The 15,881-nt window shown below is 72.7% G+C and carries 13 protein-coding genes; 6 read left to right on the top strand and 7 right to left on the bottom strand.

Features of this window, described 5'->3' with window-relative positions; all coding sequences use genetic code 11:
• Window positions 1-6: 6 nt before the first annotated feature.
• Genes hypD through hypB form a run of 4 tightly spaced genes read left to right on the top strand, consistent with a single transcriptional unit; the run spans window position 7 to window position 3,230 of the window.
• Window positions 7-1,134: a hydrogenase formation protein HypD gene (gene hypD, locus ABZW17_RS22840; protein ID WP_354817466.1), complete on the top strand. Its 1,128-nt coding sequence runs from the start codon at window positions 7-9 to the stop codon at window positions 1,132-1,134.
• Window positions 1,131-2,207: a hydrogenase expression/formation protein HypE gene (hypE, locus tag ABZW17_RS22835; RefSeq protein ID WP_354817463.1), complete on the top strand. Its 1,077-nt coding sequence runs from the start codon at window positions 1,131-1,133 to the stop codon at window positions 2,205-2,207. The genes hypD and hypE overlap by 4 nt, the downstream gene beginning before the upstream one ends.
• Complete coding sequence (locus ABZW17_RS22830) at window positions 2,207-2,542, top strand: hydrogenase maturation nickel metallochaperone HypA (RefSeq protein WP_354817460.1); 336 nt, start codon at window positions 2,207-2,209, stop codon at window positions 2,540-2,542. The genes hypE and ABZW17_RS22830 overlap by 1 nt, the downstream gene beginning before the upstream one ends.
• Window positions 2,535-3,230 (top strand): hydrogenase nickel incorporation protein HypB, encoded by a 696-nt coding sequence (hypB, locus tag ABZW17_RS22825; RefSeq protein ID WP_354817457.1) that lies wholly within the window; start codon window positions 2,535-2,537, stop codon window positions 3,228-3,230. Before ABZW17_RS22830 ends, hypB begins: the two co-directional genes overlap by 8 nt.
• On the opposite strand, the gene hypF is transcribed toward hypB, so the two are convergent.
• The 4 genes from hypF to ABZW17_RS22805 are packed head-to-tail and all read right to left on the bottom strand — an operon-like array spanning window position 3,187 to window position 7,483.
• Window positions 3,187-5,334 (bottom strand): carbamoyltransferase HypF, encoded by a 2,148-nt coding sequence (gene hypF / locus ABZW17_RS22820; RefSeq protein ID WP_354817454.1) that lies wholly within the window; start codon window positions 5,332-5,334, stop codon window positions 3,187-3,189. The genes hypB and hypF overlap by 44 nt on opposite strands.
• 33 nt (window positions 5,335-5,367) lie before the next feature.
• Window positions 5,368-5,970, bottom strand: coding sequence for a DUF5947 family protein (locus tag ABZW17_RS22815; RefSeq protein WP_354817451.1), 603 nt, complete (start codon window positions 5,968-5,970; stop codon window positions 5,368-5,370).
• On the bottom strand, window positions 5,967-6,470 hold the full coding sequence (locus ABZW17_RS22810) for a NifU family protein (RefSeq protein WP_354817448.1): 504 nt from the start codon (window positions 6,468-6,470) through the stop codon (window positions 5,967-5,969). Before ABZW17_RS22810 ends, ABZW17_RS22815 begins: the two co-directional genes overlap by 4 nt.
• The gene (locus ABZW17_RS22805; RefSeq protein WP_354817445.1) at window positions 6,467-7,483 is read right to left on the bottom strand and encodes a hydrogenase expression protein HypE; all 1,017 of its coding nucleotides are present in this window, start codon (window positions 7,481-7,483) and stop codon (window positions 6,467-6,469) included. The genes ABZW17_RS22810 and ABZW17_RS22805 overlap by 4 nt, the downstream gene beginning before the upstream one ends.
• A gap of 235 nt (window positions 7,484-7,718) precedes the next feature.
• Here ABZW17_RS22805 and ABZW17_RS22800 point away from each other — a divergent pair, with 235 nt between their 5' ends.
• On the top strand, window positions 7,719-8,225 hold the full coding sequence (locus ABZW17_RS22800; RefSeq protein WP_354817442.1) for a helix-turn-helix transcriptional regulator: 507 nt from the start codon (window positions 7,719-7,721) through the stop codon (window positions 8,223-8,225).
• 97 nt (window positions 8,226-8,322) lie between these two features.
• Here the strand turns inward: ABZW17_RS22800 and ABZW17_RS22795 are convergent, their stop codons facing one another.
• The 3 genes from ABZW17_RS22795 to ABZW17_RS22785 form a co-directional block, all read right to left on the bottom strand.
• The gene (locus ABZW17_RS22795; protein ID WP_354817439.1) at window positions 8,323-9,267 is read right to left on the bottom strand and encodes an MEDS domain-containing protein; all 945 of its coding nucleotides are present in this window, start codon (window positions 9,265-9,267) and stop codon (window positions 8,323-8,325) included.
• 427 nt (window positions 9,268-9,694) lie between these two features.
• Window positions 9,695-9,973, bottom strand: coding sequence for a hypothetical protein (locus ABZW17_RS22790; protein WP_354817436.1), 279 nt, complete (start codon window positions 9,971-9,973; stop codon window positions 9,695-9,697).
• A gap of 5 nt (window positions 9,974-9,978) precedes the next feature.
• The gene (locus tag ABZW17_RS22785) at window positions 9,979-14,847 is read right to left on the bottom strand and encodes an RHS repeat-associated core domain-containing protein (RefSeq protein WP_354817433.1); all 4,869 of its coding nucleotides are present in this window, start codon (window positions 14,845-14,847) and stop codon (window positions 9,979-9,981) included.
• Window positions 14,848-14,979: 132 nt separating this feature from the next.
• Between ABZW17_RS22785 and ABZW17_RS22780 the strand changes: the two genes are divergently transcribed.
• Window positions 14,980-15,861, top strand: coding sequence for a fumarylacetoacetate hydrolase family protein (locus tag ABZW17_RS22780; protein ID WP_354817430.1), 882 nt, complete (start codon window positions 14,980-14,982; stop codon window positions 15,859-15,861).
• The last annotated feature ends 20 nt before the right edge of the window (window positions 15,862-15,881 follow it).

Raw genomic sequence — 15,881 nt, 5'->3', positions numbered from 1 at the left:
GTCGTCATGCGTTTCGTCGACGAGTTCCGCGACGCCGAGAAGGCGCGGGCGCTGTCCGCGAAGATCGCGTCGCTGTGCGAGCCGGGCCGCCACTACAAGTTCATGGAGGTCTGCGGCGGGCACACGCACACCATCTACAAGCACGGCCTCGAGGACTACCTGCCCGAAAGCATCACGCTGGTGCACGGGCCGGGCTGCCCGGTGTGCGTGATCCCGATGGGCCGCATCGACGACGCCATCCACATCGCCCGGCAGCCCGGGGTGCTGATGACGTCCTTCGGCGACATGATGCGCGTACCCGGCTCCGGCGGGAACTTCTTCGACTCCAACGCCGAGGGCACCAACATTCGCATGGTGTATTCGCCGCTGGACTCGCTGAAGCTCGCGCGCCAGAACCCGGACCTGCGGGTCGTGTTCATGGCCATCGGGTTCGAGACGACGACGCCGTCGACCGCGATGACGCTGCTGCGCGCGGCCGCCGAGGGCATCGGGAACTTCTCGGTGTTCGGCAACCACGTCACGATCATCCCGGCCATCAAGGCCATCCTCGACTCCCCCGACCTGCGGCTCGACGGCTTCATCGGGCCGGGGCACGTCTCCACGGTGATCGGCTGCCGACCGTATGAGTTCATCGCCCGCGACTACGGCAAGCCGGTCGTCGTCGCCGGGTTCGAACCCCTGGACATCCTGCAGTCGATCTACCTGCTGATGGTCCAGCTGGCCGAGAACCGGTCGGAGGTCGAGAACCAGTACTCGCGGGTCGTGCCGTGGAACGGCAACCTCCGGGCGCTGAAGGTGATCAACGAGGTGATGGAGCTGCGGCCGTACTTCGAGTGGCGCGGCCTCGGGTTCATCACGCACTCGGCGATGGCGATCCGCGAGAAGTACGCCGCCTTCGACGCCGAGCGCCTCTTCGAGATCCCCGGCCTGCGCGTCGCCGACCCGAAGGCGTGCCAGTGCGGCGAAGTGCTCAAAGGTGTGCTGAAACCGTGGGAGTGCAAGGTGTTCGGCACCGCGTGCACCCCGGAGACGCCGATCGGGACGTGCATGGTCTCGCCCGAAGGCGCCTGCGCGGCGTACTACAACTTCGGCCGGTTCACCCGGCAGCGCGTCCGGGAGGCGAGCCGCGCATGACCACCACCGGGCGCGAGCAGCAGGTCCTCGACCGCATCGAGCGGGCCCGGCGCCGGCGCGCGAAGGTGCGTGAAGAGCGCATCACGCTGTCCCACGGCGCCGGCGGCAAGTCGACGCACACGCTCATCGAGGCCGTGTTCCTCGACGCGTTCCGCAACCCGCTGCTCGAGCCGCTCGAAGACGCGGCGTCGCTGACCATCGGCGACGCCCGGCTGGCCCTGACGACGGACTCCTACGTCGTCTCGCCGCTGTTCTTCCCCGGCGGGAACATCGGCGACCTGGCGGTCAACGGCACGGTGAACGACCTCGCCGTCGCCGGCGCGCGGCCGCTGTACCTGACCGCCGGGTTCATCCTCGAGGAGGGCTTTCCCGTCGAGGATCTGCTGAAGATCGTCGACTCGATGAAGACGGCCGCCCTCGGAGCCGGTGTCCAGATCGTCACCGGCGACACGAAGGTCGTCCAGCGCGGCAAGGCCGACGGCGTCTACGTCAACACGGCCGGGGTCGGGGTGCTCACCCGCACCGGGCTCGGCGTGGCCACCGTGAAGCCCGGAGACGCCGTCCTCGTCTCCGGGCCGATCGGCGACCACGGCGTCACGATCATGCTGGCCCGCGGCGAACTGGACATCGACGCCGACCTCGCCTCCGACACCGCCCCGGTGCACGACCTGGTGGCCGGGCTGCTGGCCGCGGTGCCCGGGGTGCGCGCGATGCGCGACGCGACCCGCGGCGGCGTTGCGACGATCCTCAACGAGATCGCGAAGGCCGCCGAGGTCGCCGTGGTCGTCGACGAGCACGCCGTCCCGGTCCGGGCGGAGGTCCGCGGCGCGTCGGAGCTGCTGGGCATCGACCCGCTGTACGTCGCCTGCGAAGGCCGGATCGTGGTCGTCGTCGACGGCGCGCAGGCCGCGGACGCGCTGGCCGCGTTGCGCGCGCACCCGCTCGGCGCGGACGCCGCGGTGATCGGCCGGATCGCGGCCGACCCGCCGGGGATCGTGCTGCTGAACACCGCCTTCGGCGGCACCCGGATCGTGGACCTGCTGGTCGGGGACCCGCTGCCGAGGATCTGCTAGTGCACGAAATGGCCATCACGCAGTCGGTCGTCGACGCGATCGTCTCGCGCCTCGGCGAGGCGGCGGTGACGAGCGTGCAGCTGGAGATCGGGCGGCTGTCCGGTGTGGTGCCGGACAGCGTCCGCTTCTGCTTCGACGTGCTGTGCACGGGAACGTCCCTCGAAGGCGCCCGGCTGGACATCGCCGAGCCGCCGGGCCGGGCCCGCTGCCGCGAGTGCGGCGCGGAGTTCGCCCTCGACGACTTCATCCTGCTGTGCCCCTGCGGCAGCGCCGACGTGGCGGTGCTCGCGGGGCGGGAACTACGCATCACTTCGGTGGAGGTCGGCCATGTGTGACACCTGCGGCTGCTCGGATTCCGACGTCCGGATCACCGACCACACCCACACGGTGGTCGTGGAGCAGGACATCCTGGCGAAGAACGACGAACTCGCGTCGCACAACCGCGCGCACCTGCGGGAGTCGGGCGTCTTCGCGATCAACCTGATGAGCTCGCCCGGCGCCGGCAAGACGACGCTGCTGGAGCGGACCATCCGGGCTTCGGACACGCCGTGCGCGGTGATCGAGGGCGACCAGGAGACGCTGCTGGACGCCGAGCGGATCAAGGCCACCGGCGCGCCGGTGGTGCAGATCAACACCGGCGCCGGCTGCCACCTCGACGCGTCGATGCTGCACCGGGCGCTGCACGCGCTCTCGCCCGCGCCCGGCTCGACGCTGTTCGTCGAGAACGTCGGCAACCTGGTCTGCCCGGCGTTGTTCGACCTCGGCGAGGCCGCGCGGGTCGTGGTGCTGTCGGTGACCGAGGGGCCCGGGAAACCGCTGAAGTACCCGCACATGTTCGCCGCGACGGACCTGGTGCTGCTGAACAAGATCGACCTGCTGCCCCACGTCGACTTCGACGTCGGCGAGTTCGAACGGGACGTCCACCGGGTGAACCCGGCGGCGGCGATGTTGCAGGTCAGCGCGACCCGCGGCGACGGGCTCAGCGCGTGGTACGACTGGCTACGGCGACCTGGCCGAAGCTGATCCCGCCGTCGTTCGTCGGCACCCTCCGGTGGGTGAGGACGGCGAAACCGGCCCGTTCGAGGGCTTCGACGGTCCGGTCGAGCAGCAGGACGTTCTGGAAGACCCCGCCCGACAGCGCGACCGTGGTGCTGTGGTCGCGGAAGCGGCCGCAGGCCCGGACGATGGCGTCGGCGACGCCGTTGTGGAACCGGGCGGCTCTGATCGGCCTGCCGCTCGGGTCGTCCAGGAGAGCGGCGATGAGGTCCTCGCCGTGGATCTCGTCGTCGATGCGCGCGCGGTAGGCGGAGCGCTCGGCCGGGTCGGCCAGCTGCTCCAGCTCGATGGCGGCCTGGCCCTCGTAGGTGATGGTGTCCCGGACGCCGAGCAGCGCGGCGGCGGCGTCGAAGAGCCGTCCGGCGCTGGAGGTCAACGGCGAGTTGAGGCCGCTGCGCTTGAGCTTGACCATGTCCTCGCGCGCCGGCCGCCCGAGTTCGTCCACATAGGACGCCGCCATCCGCCACGGCTGCCGGATGGCCAGCGCCCCGCCGGGCATGGCCACCCGCCGGAGGTGGGTGAGCCGGTCGTAGCTCGTGAGGTCGGCGAGGAGGACCTCACCGCCCCAGATGGTGCCGTCGGGACCGAAGCCGGTGCCGTCGAAGGCGACGCCGAGGACCGGTTCGTGGTGGTCGTTGTCGGCCAGGCAGGCGGCGATGTGGGCGTGGTGGTGCTGGACGCCGAGCAGGTCGACGTCCTGGTCGAGGGCGTACTTCGTGGAGAGGTATTCGGGGTGCAGGTCGTGCGCGATCAGCACGGGATCGACGGCGAAGAGGTGCTTGAAGTGCTCGATGCCCTCGGTGAACGCCTTGAAAGTCTCGTAGTTCTCCAGGTCGCCGATGTGGTGCGAGACGAAGGCGTGCCGGCCTTTGGCCAGGCAGAAGGTGTTCTTGAGTTCGGCACCGCAGCCGAGCAGGTGCTTCCTGGTTTCGAGGCGGACCGGCTCGGGCGCGTAGCCGCGTGACCGCCGTTGGAGCTGCTCCCGTCCTCGGACGATCCGCACCACGGAATCGTCGGTCCGGGTGTGGATCGGCCGGTCGTGTACGAGGAAGGCGTCGGCGATGCCGTCGAGGCGGCCGAGGTCTTCGTCGCGGTACACGATCGGTTCGTCGGAGACGTTCGCGCTGGTCAGCACGATCGGCCCGCTTTCCAGCAGCAGGTGGTACAGCGGGGTGTAGGGCAGCATCAGCCCGATCCGCCGGGTCCCGGGCGCGACGGCTCGGGCGAGTTCGGCCTTCTTGGGCAGCAGCACGATGGGCCGCCGCCGGCTCGTGAGGGCCGCCTCGGCCGCCGCGTCCACTTCGGCCAGTTCCCGGGCCTGCGCGAGATCGGCGACCATGACGGCGAACGGCTTGTCCTCGCGGTGTTTCCTCGTGCGCAGCCGCTCAGCCGCTTCCTCGTGCCGGGCGTCGACGGCGAGGTGGTAGCCACCCAGCCCTTTGACGGCCACGATCGCGCCCGCGCGCAGGGCTTCGACGGCCGCCGGGAGCGGATCGCCGCCCCCGGGCGCGAACCGCAGCGTGGGCCCGCAGGCCGGACAGCAGACGGGCTGGGCGTGGAACCGCCGGTCGGCCGGGTCCTCGTACTCCTGCTTGCACTCCGCGCACATCGCGAAGCCGGCCATGGTGGTGCGCAGCCGGTCGTAGGGCACGCCCCGGACGATGGTGAAGCGCGGGCCGCAGTTCGTGCAGTTCACGAAGGGGTACCGGAACCGCCGGTCCGCGGGGTCGGTGAGTTCGCGAAGGCAGTCGTCACAGGTGGCGGAGTCGGCGGAGACCACCGTGTCGGCTGGGCCGCCCCGGGGACTCCCGACGATCCCGAACCCGGCCCCGCCCGCGGCGGGGATCTCCCGCACCCGCACGTCGTCGACCACGGCCAAGGGCGGTGCTTCGGCCTCGAGCGCAACGATAAAGCGGTCGATTTCCGGCGGCGGCCCTTCGACCTCGGCGAAGACGCCGTGCACGTCGTTTCCGACGAACCCGGTGAGCCCGAGCCGCACCGCCAGCCGGTGGACGAAGGGCCGGAACCCCACGCCCTGCACCACCCCGACCACCCGGACGGCCACCCGCACCCGCCCAGTCTGCGCCCGAGCCACCACGCGCCGCTACCGCAGCGGGCGGGCCCGCTGCTCGATCTCCGCGAACAGCTCGCCGACGCGTTCGTGCACCTCGGGGCCGCCGTCGCCGCCGGTCCAGTACCGGCGGACCACGCCCGCCAGCCGGTAACACACGTCGACCGGCACGAGGAAACAGTCCGTGCCGCGCTCGCCGCCGCGGAACACGATCGCCTCGACGTCCGGCTCGGCCGTGGCCAGCAGCGGGTGCGCCGCGGCGAGCTCCGCCCAGAGGCCGGTCGGCAGGGTCGTCTCGGCCGCGCCGGCCGGGCCGGGCTGGAACGCCGTCACGCGGGTGCCGCAGTGCAGGAAGAACGCGAAGCGCGCCGGGATCCCGAGCCGGCGCCAGTCGAGGCGGGCGATCGGGCGGCGCGGGTCCCACAGGTAGCGCTCGGGCACCGCGCGGTACCGGGCGGTCGGGCACCGGGTGGACAGCAGGAAGCACGCGCGGCACGCGCACAGCAGGCCGCGGCGGCCGGTGTCGATCACGTGGCCGTGCCGCGCGGCCACCGGTGTCCCGCAGAGCTCGCACCGCTCCTGCCACGCGGAACTCCGGGCGAACGCGGGACGCGCGGACCCGGTGCCGACACTCATGACGCCCTCCCCTCCGGTGCGGCGCCGGGTGGTCCCATGCCGATCCGGTACAGCGCCGGGGCGGTTTCGATCTCGACTCCGGTCAGCTCCGGAGCGGCATCCCGGACAGCCGCCTCGACCGTCGCGCGGGCCGCGGACGAACAGCCGCGGCTCGCGCCGAGGGTCAGCCGGACCACACCGTCGTCGATGGCCCGGTACCCGACCGCGCCCACCTGCGGGCGGAGCCGGTCCAGGGCCCGCCGGACCCGCGTCTGCGCGTCGAGGGGGTGCAGGTCGTGCAGCGCCAGCAGGCTCGCGACGACGTCGTCGGCGGCGATCGCACCGACCGACGCCGGGGCGTGCTCGCGCAGCGTGCCGACGATCCGGGTCAGGCCGTCGCCGTAGAGGTCCGTCAGCTGCCGGACGATTTCTTCGGCGGCTCGCCGGTGCGGCCCGGCGAGCAGGGCACCCAGAAGCGTCTCGAGGCGTTCGCCGGGGCTCGGGGCGCCGGGCCCGCTCACCGGTCCGCCGCCGTCCGGATCTCCCGCAGGATGCGGATCGCGGACCCGGACACGCTGCTCGCCGCCGCCGGACCGCCACCGGCCGGGTCCTCCATGAACGGCATGAACTTGTCCGGGAACCCCGGCATCGTGCAGCCGATGCAGATGCCCCCGACGTTCGGGCAGCCGCCGACGCCGTTGATCCAGCCGCGCTTGGGTACGTTGCACTTGACCACCTGGCCCCAGCACCCCAGCTTGACCAGGCACTTGGGCGAACCGTGCCGATCGGCGAACTCGTCCTGCTCGTAGTACCCGGCCCGGTCGCACCCTTCGTGGACGGTGTTGGAGAACAGCCACTTCGGGCGCAGGGCCTCGTCGACGTCGATCTCCGGTGCCGACCCGGCCACCTGGAAGAGCAGGTGCAGGATGGTTTCCGAGAGGTTGTCCGGCTGCACCGGGCACCCCGGCACGCACACGACGGGCAGCCCGGCCCACGACCGCCAGTCCCGGCCGAGGTACTCGGGCACGCCCATGGCGCCGGTGGGGTTGCCGGCCATGGCGTGCACACCGCCGTAGCTCGCGCAGGTGCCGACGGCCAGGACGGCCATCGCCTTGGGGGTCAGCCGGTCGAGCCACTCGCTCGCCGTCACGGGCTGGCCGGTCGCGGGGTCCGTGCCGAACCCGGACCAGTAGCCCTCGGCCTTGTTCGTCTCGTCGGCGATCGACCCCTCGACGATCAGGATGAACGGCCCGAGCTCGCCGCGGTCCGCGCGGTGCCACCATTCGATGAAGCTGCCGGAACCCCCGTCGGGCCCGCTGTGGAAATCGAGGAACGGCCAGTGCATGGCGACCTCGGGCAGCCCGGGCAGACCGCCGAGAACGATCTCTTCGATACTGGGCTGAGTGGCCGCGGTCAGCGCGACCGATTCGCCGTCACAGCTCAGTCCGCCATTCATCCAGAGAATGTGGACGACCGGTGGGTTGTTCTCGGAGTCGTCCGCCGGGCCGTTGCCGGTCTGCGGGGCCCTGACCATCGATGGCACCTTCCCTGCGCCGCGGGCCGCGTGCGTGGTTCCCCCGATGAGCGGCCCGAAGGACGCCAACCGTAGACCGCTCCGGCAGCCGCGGCAAGACCGGCGGGCCGCCGTCCCGGACACACCTGCTCCGGGGCGGCGGACAATACCGGCCGTCGGCGTTTTACGCGTTCGGCGGGCAGCCGGAAATCGCCCGGACGACTACACTGGACCGGCGGCGGAAGGGACATTGATCGTGGTGGAATCGGCAGGCCGGTCAGCCGGCAATGCGATCGAGGTCGTCCCGGTCGAAATCATCACCAAGATCTTCCCGGCCCGCCCGTCCGCCGTTCCGGGAATCCGGGAATTCGTCCAGGAGTGCCTCGCCGGCGCGCCGCTCGCCGAGGCCGAAGAACGCGAAGTGGGCAACACGATCCTGCGGGCCCTGCTGACCGCGGCCGGGCCGTCCGGGGTGCTGGAGGTCTCCTGCCGGAAGTACCCCCAGCGCGTCGAGTTCGACGTGCTCCCGTCCCGCGGCGCGGAGCCACCCCCGGCGCCGGCCCGGCCGGACGCGTCCGCCGCCAGTTTCGCCGAGTGGCTGGCCGAGGCCCTGCGCAGCCGCGGGATCACGAAGGAGTCCGCCGCCGAAGAGCTCGGGGTGTCCCCCAAGACGATGAACCGCTGGCTCGGCGGCCAGACCGAGCCCCGGCTACGCGACCTGCGCCGCATCGAAGACCGCTTCGGCGACGTGCGGCTGCACTGAGGGACAGATGTGTCCCGGCCGCGCACGCCGAGCTGACGCGCCCGCACGACGGCCGGACCTTGTCTTGGCCTTGAACCACCGGCTTCGCGGACGGGCCTTATCCCTCGGCCGGGTGCGTCACACCGGCAGGTCGTTCCCGCATGGCCAGCTCGATGGTGCAGCCGGCCGTGTCGGAGCTGACGTCGAGCCATTCGCAGATCTGGTCGGTCATCCACAACGTCGTGCCGGGGCAGGCCGCCGCCCGGGGACCGTAGAACGCCGGGCCGTCGACGGGCCGCTCGCTGTGCAGCGTGCACACCACCCGGCCCGCCGCCGGCCGCACCCACACGGCCGCCCGGTCGATGCCGTGCTCGAGCAGGTAGGTGATGGCTTCGCCGACGGCGATGCCGAACAGCGTCGCGGTGTCCTCGGACCGCAGCAGGGCGCTCGCCCGCTCCAGCACGTGGCGGCGCACCGCGACCAGGTCGCCCTCGAAGCGGAAGAGGTCCTCGGCGGTGCGCGACGGCGCGGCCGCCGCGGGTCCGCCGGCCTCCTCGGGCGCCCTGAACTGCGCGGACGGCCGGACCTCGCCGTCCACGACGTACTCGGGATGCGTGCGGCGTGCCACCTCGACCACGCCGGGGCCGGTGGTCCTGGTGTCGTAGGGGCAGATCAGCCAGATCCGGGTGCCGGCCAGCGCCACGTTGAACTCCGCCTCGGCCCGCTGCCAGGCGCTCTCGGCACCGGAGCGGCCGGTCCGGGCCGGTTCGGCGAGGACGCGGACGGTGCCGGTCGGCGTGGTGGACCGGTGGCGCCCCCAGTAGCGGCGCAGCGCGCCGGCCAGCTGCGCCGGGCGCCGCCCGAAGTAGTCCGACTCGGCGAAGGCGATCCGGTCGGCGTCGGCGCCCATCGCCGCGTGCAGCAGCCCGAGGTTGCCGGCCGTCGTGGTGACCAGGACCGGCTCACCCCGGCGCAACCCGCCCACCGCGAACGGAACGGCCGTCGCGAGGAACTCGGCGTCGCTGCCGTAGAGGCAGCCCTGGTGCCGGAAACCTGGCTGCACCGCACTTTCCTGTGCCGCGGCAGCTGCCGGGGTGTTCGTGCACACCGAGCCTCCTGAGGATTTCTTCACCGGTTGCCATTTGATCGCGTTTCCCCCGTGAACGCTGCAGACGGCTGGGAGCGTACCCGCAAAAGCCCGGTTCAGCTATCACACGACGAATCCATTGCACCCGTTCGGAGTATTTGTCGCCGCGGCGGACACATCCGTCATTCCGGGACCTTCGCAAACCCCGGTCAGGCCCGGCAAAACCCCTGCTGTACCGGGATCCTGGGTCAGATGTGTCCCCTCGGCCGGGGCGCCCGACAGAACTGTCCGGCGCGCACCGGAAGTGGCCGGGAAAGATCTTGCCCCCGCCCGTTCGAAAACAATTCCCCTTCGTTCCGGACAGGTTATGGGAATTGTTCGAAAATCGCGCGGCGGCGGGCCGTCAGTCCCCCGTCGCCCGCGCCCACATCCGTTCGAACTCCGCGCCGTCGATCACGGCCGGGGTCAGCGCCCGCTGCGCCGCGATCTCCTCGAACGACGGGAGCGGCACCTCGCTGAGCCCGGTGCGCCCGGTCGCGCGCCAGTCGTCGGCGTACTGGGCGGTGCCGTCGGCGAACACCTCGACCTTGCGGACCTCCCAGCGGTCCTCGTCGAGTTCGCTGTAGATGTCCACCGGGGCGTCCGGCGCCTCGTGCCGCCAGTGCACGTGCAGGTAGTCCACGCCGGTCACCGCTGCCGGGGCGGGCGCGGGCGGGCCGCGTCGCCCCAGTCTTCCTGGCCCATGCTGCTGCCCAGGTGCGGGCCCGGCGGGTTGGGGCCGTGGCTGACGTGGGCGTCGCCGATCTGCACCGGGCGCGGGTTCGGGTGGTTCGTCGGCTGGTCGTTGTGGTGCACTACGTAGACGTCCGGTCGGTGGTCGGACTGCGAGATCGTGTACCCGTGGCTCTCCAGCGCGGACGGGCTGACCTCGATGTGGTGGGTGAAGCTCGCGCCGGAACCCGGGTTGAGCACCAGGGCCTGGGACAGCCCCTCCTGCGACAGCTGGCCCGGCGCGATGTTCGTGAAGTAGCCACCCGAGCCGTACCTGGCGTGCGAGCCGACCAGCGGGTTGTCGGGCGTGCCGTGCGTCCACGCCGACGGCCGGACGTGCCCGCTGCCCATGATGCCGTTCATGCCGGCCTCGTTGGTGTAGTGGTACAGGCTCCCGTTGGGGTTGTCCGGGGTGTGCGGGACCGTCGCGTGCGGGGTCGTCGGCAGCGGGTTGTCGTAGTACGGCGGCGGGGGCCGGTTGCCGTTGCGGGGCGGCCGGCTCGGCCCGCCGTTGCCGTTGCCGCCGTTGCCACCCCGGCCGTTGCCGCCGCGGTTGCCGCCCGGGGTGCCGCCACCCCGGCTGCCGCCGCCCCGGCTGCCGCCGCCGCTGCCGGACGCCGCCGCGTCGGCGCACGGGGTCAGCCCGGACGGGTCGATCCACGCCAGCGGGTTGGCCACGTACGCCTGCGGGTTCGGCCCGCCGGCCAGGCCGAGCGGATCGACGCTGAGGAAGCGCGCGGTGCCCGGGTCGTAGTAGCGGTGGTAGTTGTAGTGCAGGCCGGTCTCGGCGTCGAAGTACTGGCCGGGGAACCGCAGCGGGGTCACGGCCGGCGCGGTGTCCAGCGCCCGGCCCCAGATCGTCTGCGGCTGCTGGCGCGCGACGACGCCGTCGAGCCCGACCAGCTCGGTCGGGGTGCCCACGACGTCGGTCACGATCGAGTAGAACTGCTGGTCGAGGACCCGCTGGAACCCGTCCGGCGCGAGCACCTGCTCGCACTGCAGCAGCGGCAGCTCGCTGCCGGGTTCGACGTCCCAGCTCAGCAGGTGCCGCTGCCCGGACGCGGTCAGCCGGTGCTCCTCGGCCAGCGCCGGCCCGTCCCAGGTGAAGTCGATCTGCTCGGCGACCGCGCCGCCGGCCGCGAGGCGCTGCTTCGCGACCCGCCTGCCCAGCGGGTCGTAGCGGTAGCGCCACTGCTGCCCGTCCGGCGTCGTGACGCCGGTGAGCCGGTCCTCGGCGTTCCAGGTGAAGCGCCAGACCTGCGGCCGCCCGTCGATCCCGGGCGCGGTGCGCTCGACGAGCCGGCCCTGCCGGTCGTGGGTGTAGCGGGCGGCGCCGGCGCCGGTGATCCGGCCACCGGCGTACGTCCGCGGCCCGGCGAGCGCGTCGGGAACGGCACCCGCCTGGCCGCCGGTCACGTTGCCGGTGCTGTCGTAGCTGTAGCGCTCGGCGTGCGCGGCGCCGGTGACCGCGCTGATCCGGCCGAGCGCGTCGAGCTCGAACGACCGCGTCCCGGTGGCGGCGTCGTGCGTCGCGACGAGCAGGCCGTCGTCGCGGTAGTCGTAGGCGCGCCGGTGCACCAGGGCACCGCCGGCCGCCGCCACGGTCTGTGCGGCGAGACGGCCCGCCGCGTCCCAGTGCCGGCGCAGGTCCGCGACACCCCACTCGCGCTGGACCTCCCGGCCCGCCTGGTCGCGCCGCAGGTTCATGGTGTGGCCGCCGACCCGCAACGCCGTCGCCGCGCCGATGCCGTCGTAGGCCCACTCGGTGGCCAGCCCGGACGGGAGGGTGCGCCGGACGCGGCGGCCGAGCACGTCGTACTCCGACCGCACGGTCCGGCCGTTGCAGGTTTCGGTCAGCACGCGGCCGAGCACGTCGTAGGTGAAGGTGACGTCGGCGTCCGCGTTGACCGCCCGCAGGAGCCGGCCCGCGGCGTCGTAGGTCCACCGGGTCACGTCGGCACCGGCGCGCTGCTCGGTCACCCGGCCCAGCGCGTCCCGGGTGAACTCGAGCGTCTCGCCGGCGCCGTTGGTGCGGCTGAGCAGGTTGCCCGCCGCGTCGTAGCCGTACCGGAGCACCCGGCCGTCGAAGTCCGTCTCCTCGACCAGGTTCCCCGCCGCGTCGTGGCGGTACTCCCAGCGGCGCCCCTGCTCGTTGCGGACCGAGACCAGCCGCAGCTCGGTGTCGTGCGTGAACTCCATCCGGCTGCCGTCCGGCGCGATCCGCCCGGCCGGCAGGTCGAACGCACCGACCTCGTGCAGCGTCCGCGCGCCGGTGGCGTCCCGGTACTCGCGGAGGTTGCCCTCGCCGTCGTAGGACCAGTGCTCGGTGCCCCCGCCGGGGCGCGTCACGCGCAGCGGGCGGCCTTCGACGGTCCAGGCGTAGCGGGTGGTCTCGCCGGCCGGGCCGGTTTCCGCGACCAGGCGGCCGAAGCCGTCGTACTCGAACGTGCGGACCGCGCCGGTGGGCGAGGTGATCGACACGGGCAGGCCACGCGCGTCGGAGACGACGGTGGTCCGGCCGCCCGCCGGGTCGGTGATCGTGGCCAGGTTGCCCAGGCTGTCGTAGCTGTAGGTGGTGCGGGCGCCGGCCGGGTCGACCGCGGCGACCAGTTCGCCGAGCTCGCCGTACTCGCGGATCGTGCGCGCCCCGTCGACGTCCACGGTGAGCACCGGGCGGTGCGCCTCGTCGTAGCGCGCCGAGTCGCTCGTCCCGTCCGGGTGGCCGACGGCGACCAGGTCACCGGCGTCGTCGTAGGTGTAGGTGGTGGCGCCGCCGAGTTCGTCGGTGCGGACCAGCAGCCGGTGGTGGCGGTCCCATTCGGAGCGGACCTCGTGCCCGAGCGGGTCGATCTCGCGGCTGACCTGGCCCCACTCGGTGAAGTGGTAGGTGATGACGCCGCCGAGCGAGTCCGTCGCCCGGGTGACGCGCGCGGCCGGGTCGTAGGCGAAGGTGTAGTCGAGGTAGCCGCCGTCGCCTTCGGTGCGGACGCAGCGGCCGGCGGCGTCGTAGTGGTAGCGGTAGGAGACGCCGTTGCGGTCCTCCCAGCTCGTGATCCGCCCGTCGGCGTCGTAGCCGAAGCGCAGCGGGCGGCCGGAGGAGTTGACGACCTCGACCAGGCGGCGTGCGTCGTCGTAGCGGTAGCGGACGAGCGGCAGGTCCGCCGGGGAGCCGTCCGGCAGCCGGGCACCGCCGGCCAGGCCGAGCCCGGTGACCAGGCCACCGGCGGACTCGACGGCGAGCCGGTACCCGCCGGAGTGGCTGATCGCGGTCAGGACGCCGTCGCCGTCGCGCTCGAAGTCGATCCGGGCGCCGGAACCGCGCAGCACGGCGGTCACCGGCCGCTCCGGACCGGCGGCCGGGGCGAAGAACAGCGTCTGCGACAGCTCGGGCATGGTGACGGTGAAGCCGCCGTCCGCGGTGCGGGCCAGCGGCCAGCGGGGCCCGAACTCGGGCAGCACCGGCTCCGCGGCGCCCGGCAGCGGGTAGGTCATCAGCGCGCCGTCCTCGGCGGCGAAGCTGATCCCCGCGTCGTCGACCTCCAGCCGCTGGTCCAAAGTGGACGCCCAGGTCGGCCCGAACGACCGGCCGCAGCGGTAGTCCGACAGGTGGGTGCGCGAGACGATCAGCGGCAGCGCGGCGCGCAGCTCGACGTCGGTCTGGGGCAGGAACATCCGCCCGGCGGCGACGTCGACGGGGTCACCGCAGTCGGGCAGGTCGCGGGTCGGCGTGGAGTTGTGCGGCGGGTTGCTGTTGCCGCCGCGGATCCCGCCGCCCTTCGCGCCGGACGCCGTGGTGCCACCGGATGTTCCGCCGGGCGTGTGGTGGTCCCCGCCCGGGGTGTGGTCCCCGCCGGGAGTGGTGGAGCCGCCACCCTTCGGCGGCGTGTGGTCGCCGGACGGCGTCGTCGAGTCGCCGCCCTTCGGCGGCGAGTGGCTCCCGGACGGGGTCGTCGAGTCGCTGCCGTGCGGCTTCGGCGCCTTCGGCGTGGCGTCGATGGGGCCGACCTTGTGCGGCGGGGACACCTTCCCGCCGCCCTTGAGGCCCTTCATCGCCTTTGCCGCGTCACCGAACAGGTCCCCGGCGCGCTTCAGCAGCGGCACGAGCTTCTTCAGCGCGGTGACCAGCCGCTTGACCAGGTCGGCGATCTTCGACGCGGTCTTCGCGACCGCGCCGATCACCTGCGGCACCACCCAGGTCAGCCCGATCCCGAGGGTGAAGACGACCTGCAGGGCCCAGCTGATCAGGTGGCCGATCAGCTCGGCGATGATGTCGCGGACCAGGGCGCGCACCGCGGCCACGACCTCGCCTGCGGTCTTCACCCCGCTCGAGGCGCCTTCGCAGCCTTTTTGCGCGGACTCCAGCAGGGCCACGGCGTCCTCGGTGCGCTGCCGGTACGCGTCCGCCGCCGGGCCGGTCCACGACTGCAGGTCGGCCTTCACCATGTCGCCGAGGTCGGTGCCGACGGCCTGCAACTCGCCGGCGACGTTCTTCCAGGTCTCCGCCTGGGCCGCGATCTCGTCGGCGTTGCCGGTGAGGCCGTCGAGCGCCTGCTTCAGCGGTCCGACGTGCTCCATCAGCCACGCCACCCCGGCCGCCAGGATCGCGCCGAAGGGGTCCATCGCCATGGACAGGGCGTCCAGCGCGGTCCCCACGGCCCCCATCGCGACCGACGCCCAGTCCCCGCTCTCGATGGCCGACTTCAGGTCGGCGGCGCTCTCCAGCAGGGAGATGCCCGAGTATGCCTTGGTGGAGTCCTGCGGCTGGGCGACGAGGGGGTTGGTCACCCGACGATGCTAGCGACCCGGGTTTCCGATGATCACCGGTCACCGCCGGACGCCCCGAAAGGCCACCGCCGGGAGTACTGACGGGCACCGGGCCGTCCCGGTAGGTTCGACAGCGAGCGAGGGAGGTCCGGGATGAGCCACCTGGTGCGGTTCGCCGACGGAGCCGGCGACACCCGCGTCGGCCTGCTCACCGGCGAGCAGCTGCGGCCGCTCGCGGTGGCGTCGATGGGTGAGCTGCTGCGCCACCCGGTGGCGCGGATCCGCGAACTCGTGGACGCGGCCGGGGAGCCCGTGCCCGGAGCGCGTCTGCTGCCGCCGCTGGACGGCCGGATGGAGGTGTGGGCCGCCGGGGTGACCTACCTGCGGTCGGAGGAGGCCCGCCGCGAGGAGAGCACCGACGAGGACGTCTACGCCCGCGTGTACCGCGCGCAGCGGCCGGAGCTGTTCTTCAAGTCGGCGGCGTGGCGCGTGGTCACCGACGACGAGCCGATCGCCCTCCGCACCGATTCGGCCAACAACGTCCCGGAGCCGGAACTCGGCCTCCTCCTGACGGCGGGCGGCGAGATCGCCGGGTACGTGGTGGTCGACGACGTCAGCTCCCGCAGCATCGAGGGCGAGAACCCGCTGTACCTCCCCCAGGCCAAGATCTACACCGGCGCGTGCGCGGTGTCGGCCCGGGTGCGGCCGGCGTGGGAGGTCCCGGACCCGTTGTCGTTGGACCTGGCCATGCGCATCCTCCGCGACGGCCGGGAGGTGTTCGCCGGCCAGGCCAGCACGGCCCAGCTCAAGCGCGAACCGGCGGCCCTGGTCGAGTATTTGTGGCGGGACAACGACTTCCCGGACGGGGCCGTGCTGTCGACGGGGACGTCGGTCGTGCCGGGTCTCGATTCCGGGCTGCGGGCGGGCGATGTGGTCGAGATCGAGATCGGGGAGGTCGGGTCGCTGCGCTCCCCGGTGGTGCTGGGCGCGGACGAGGTGCGGCGGGTGCTGGCGGGCCGGTCGTCGGGCAGGTGACCCGCAGGCGGTGACGACCT

The organism is Amycolatopsis sp. NPDC004625, assembly GCF_040609695.1.
In the GTDB taxonomy this organism is placed as follows: domain Bacteria; phylum Actinomycetota; class Actinomycetes; order Mycobacteriales; family Pseudonocardiaceae; genus Amycolatopsis.
Note: the sequence above shows the minus strand (reverse complement) of the source record. Positions and strands in the feature narration are given on the sequence as shown.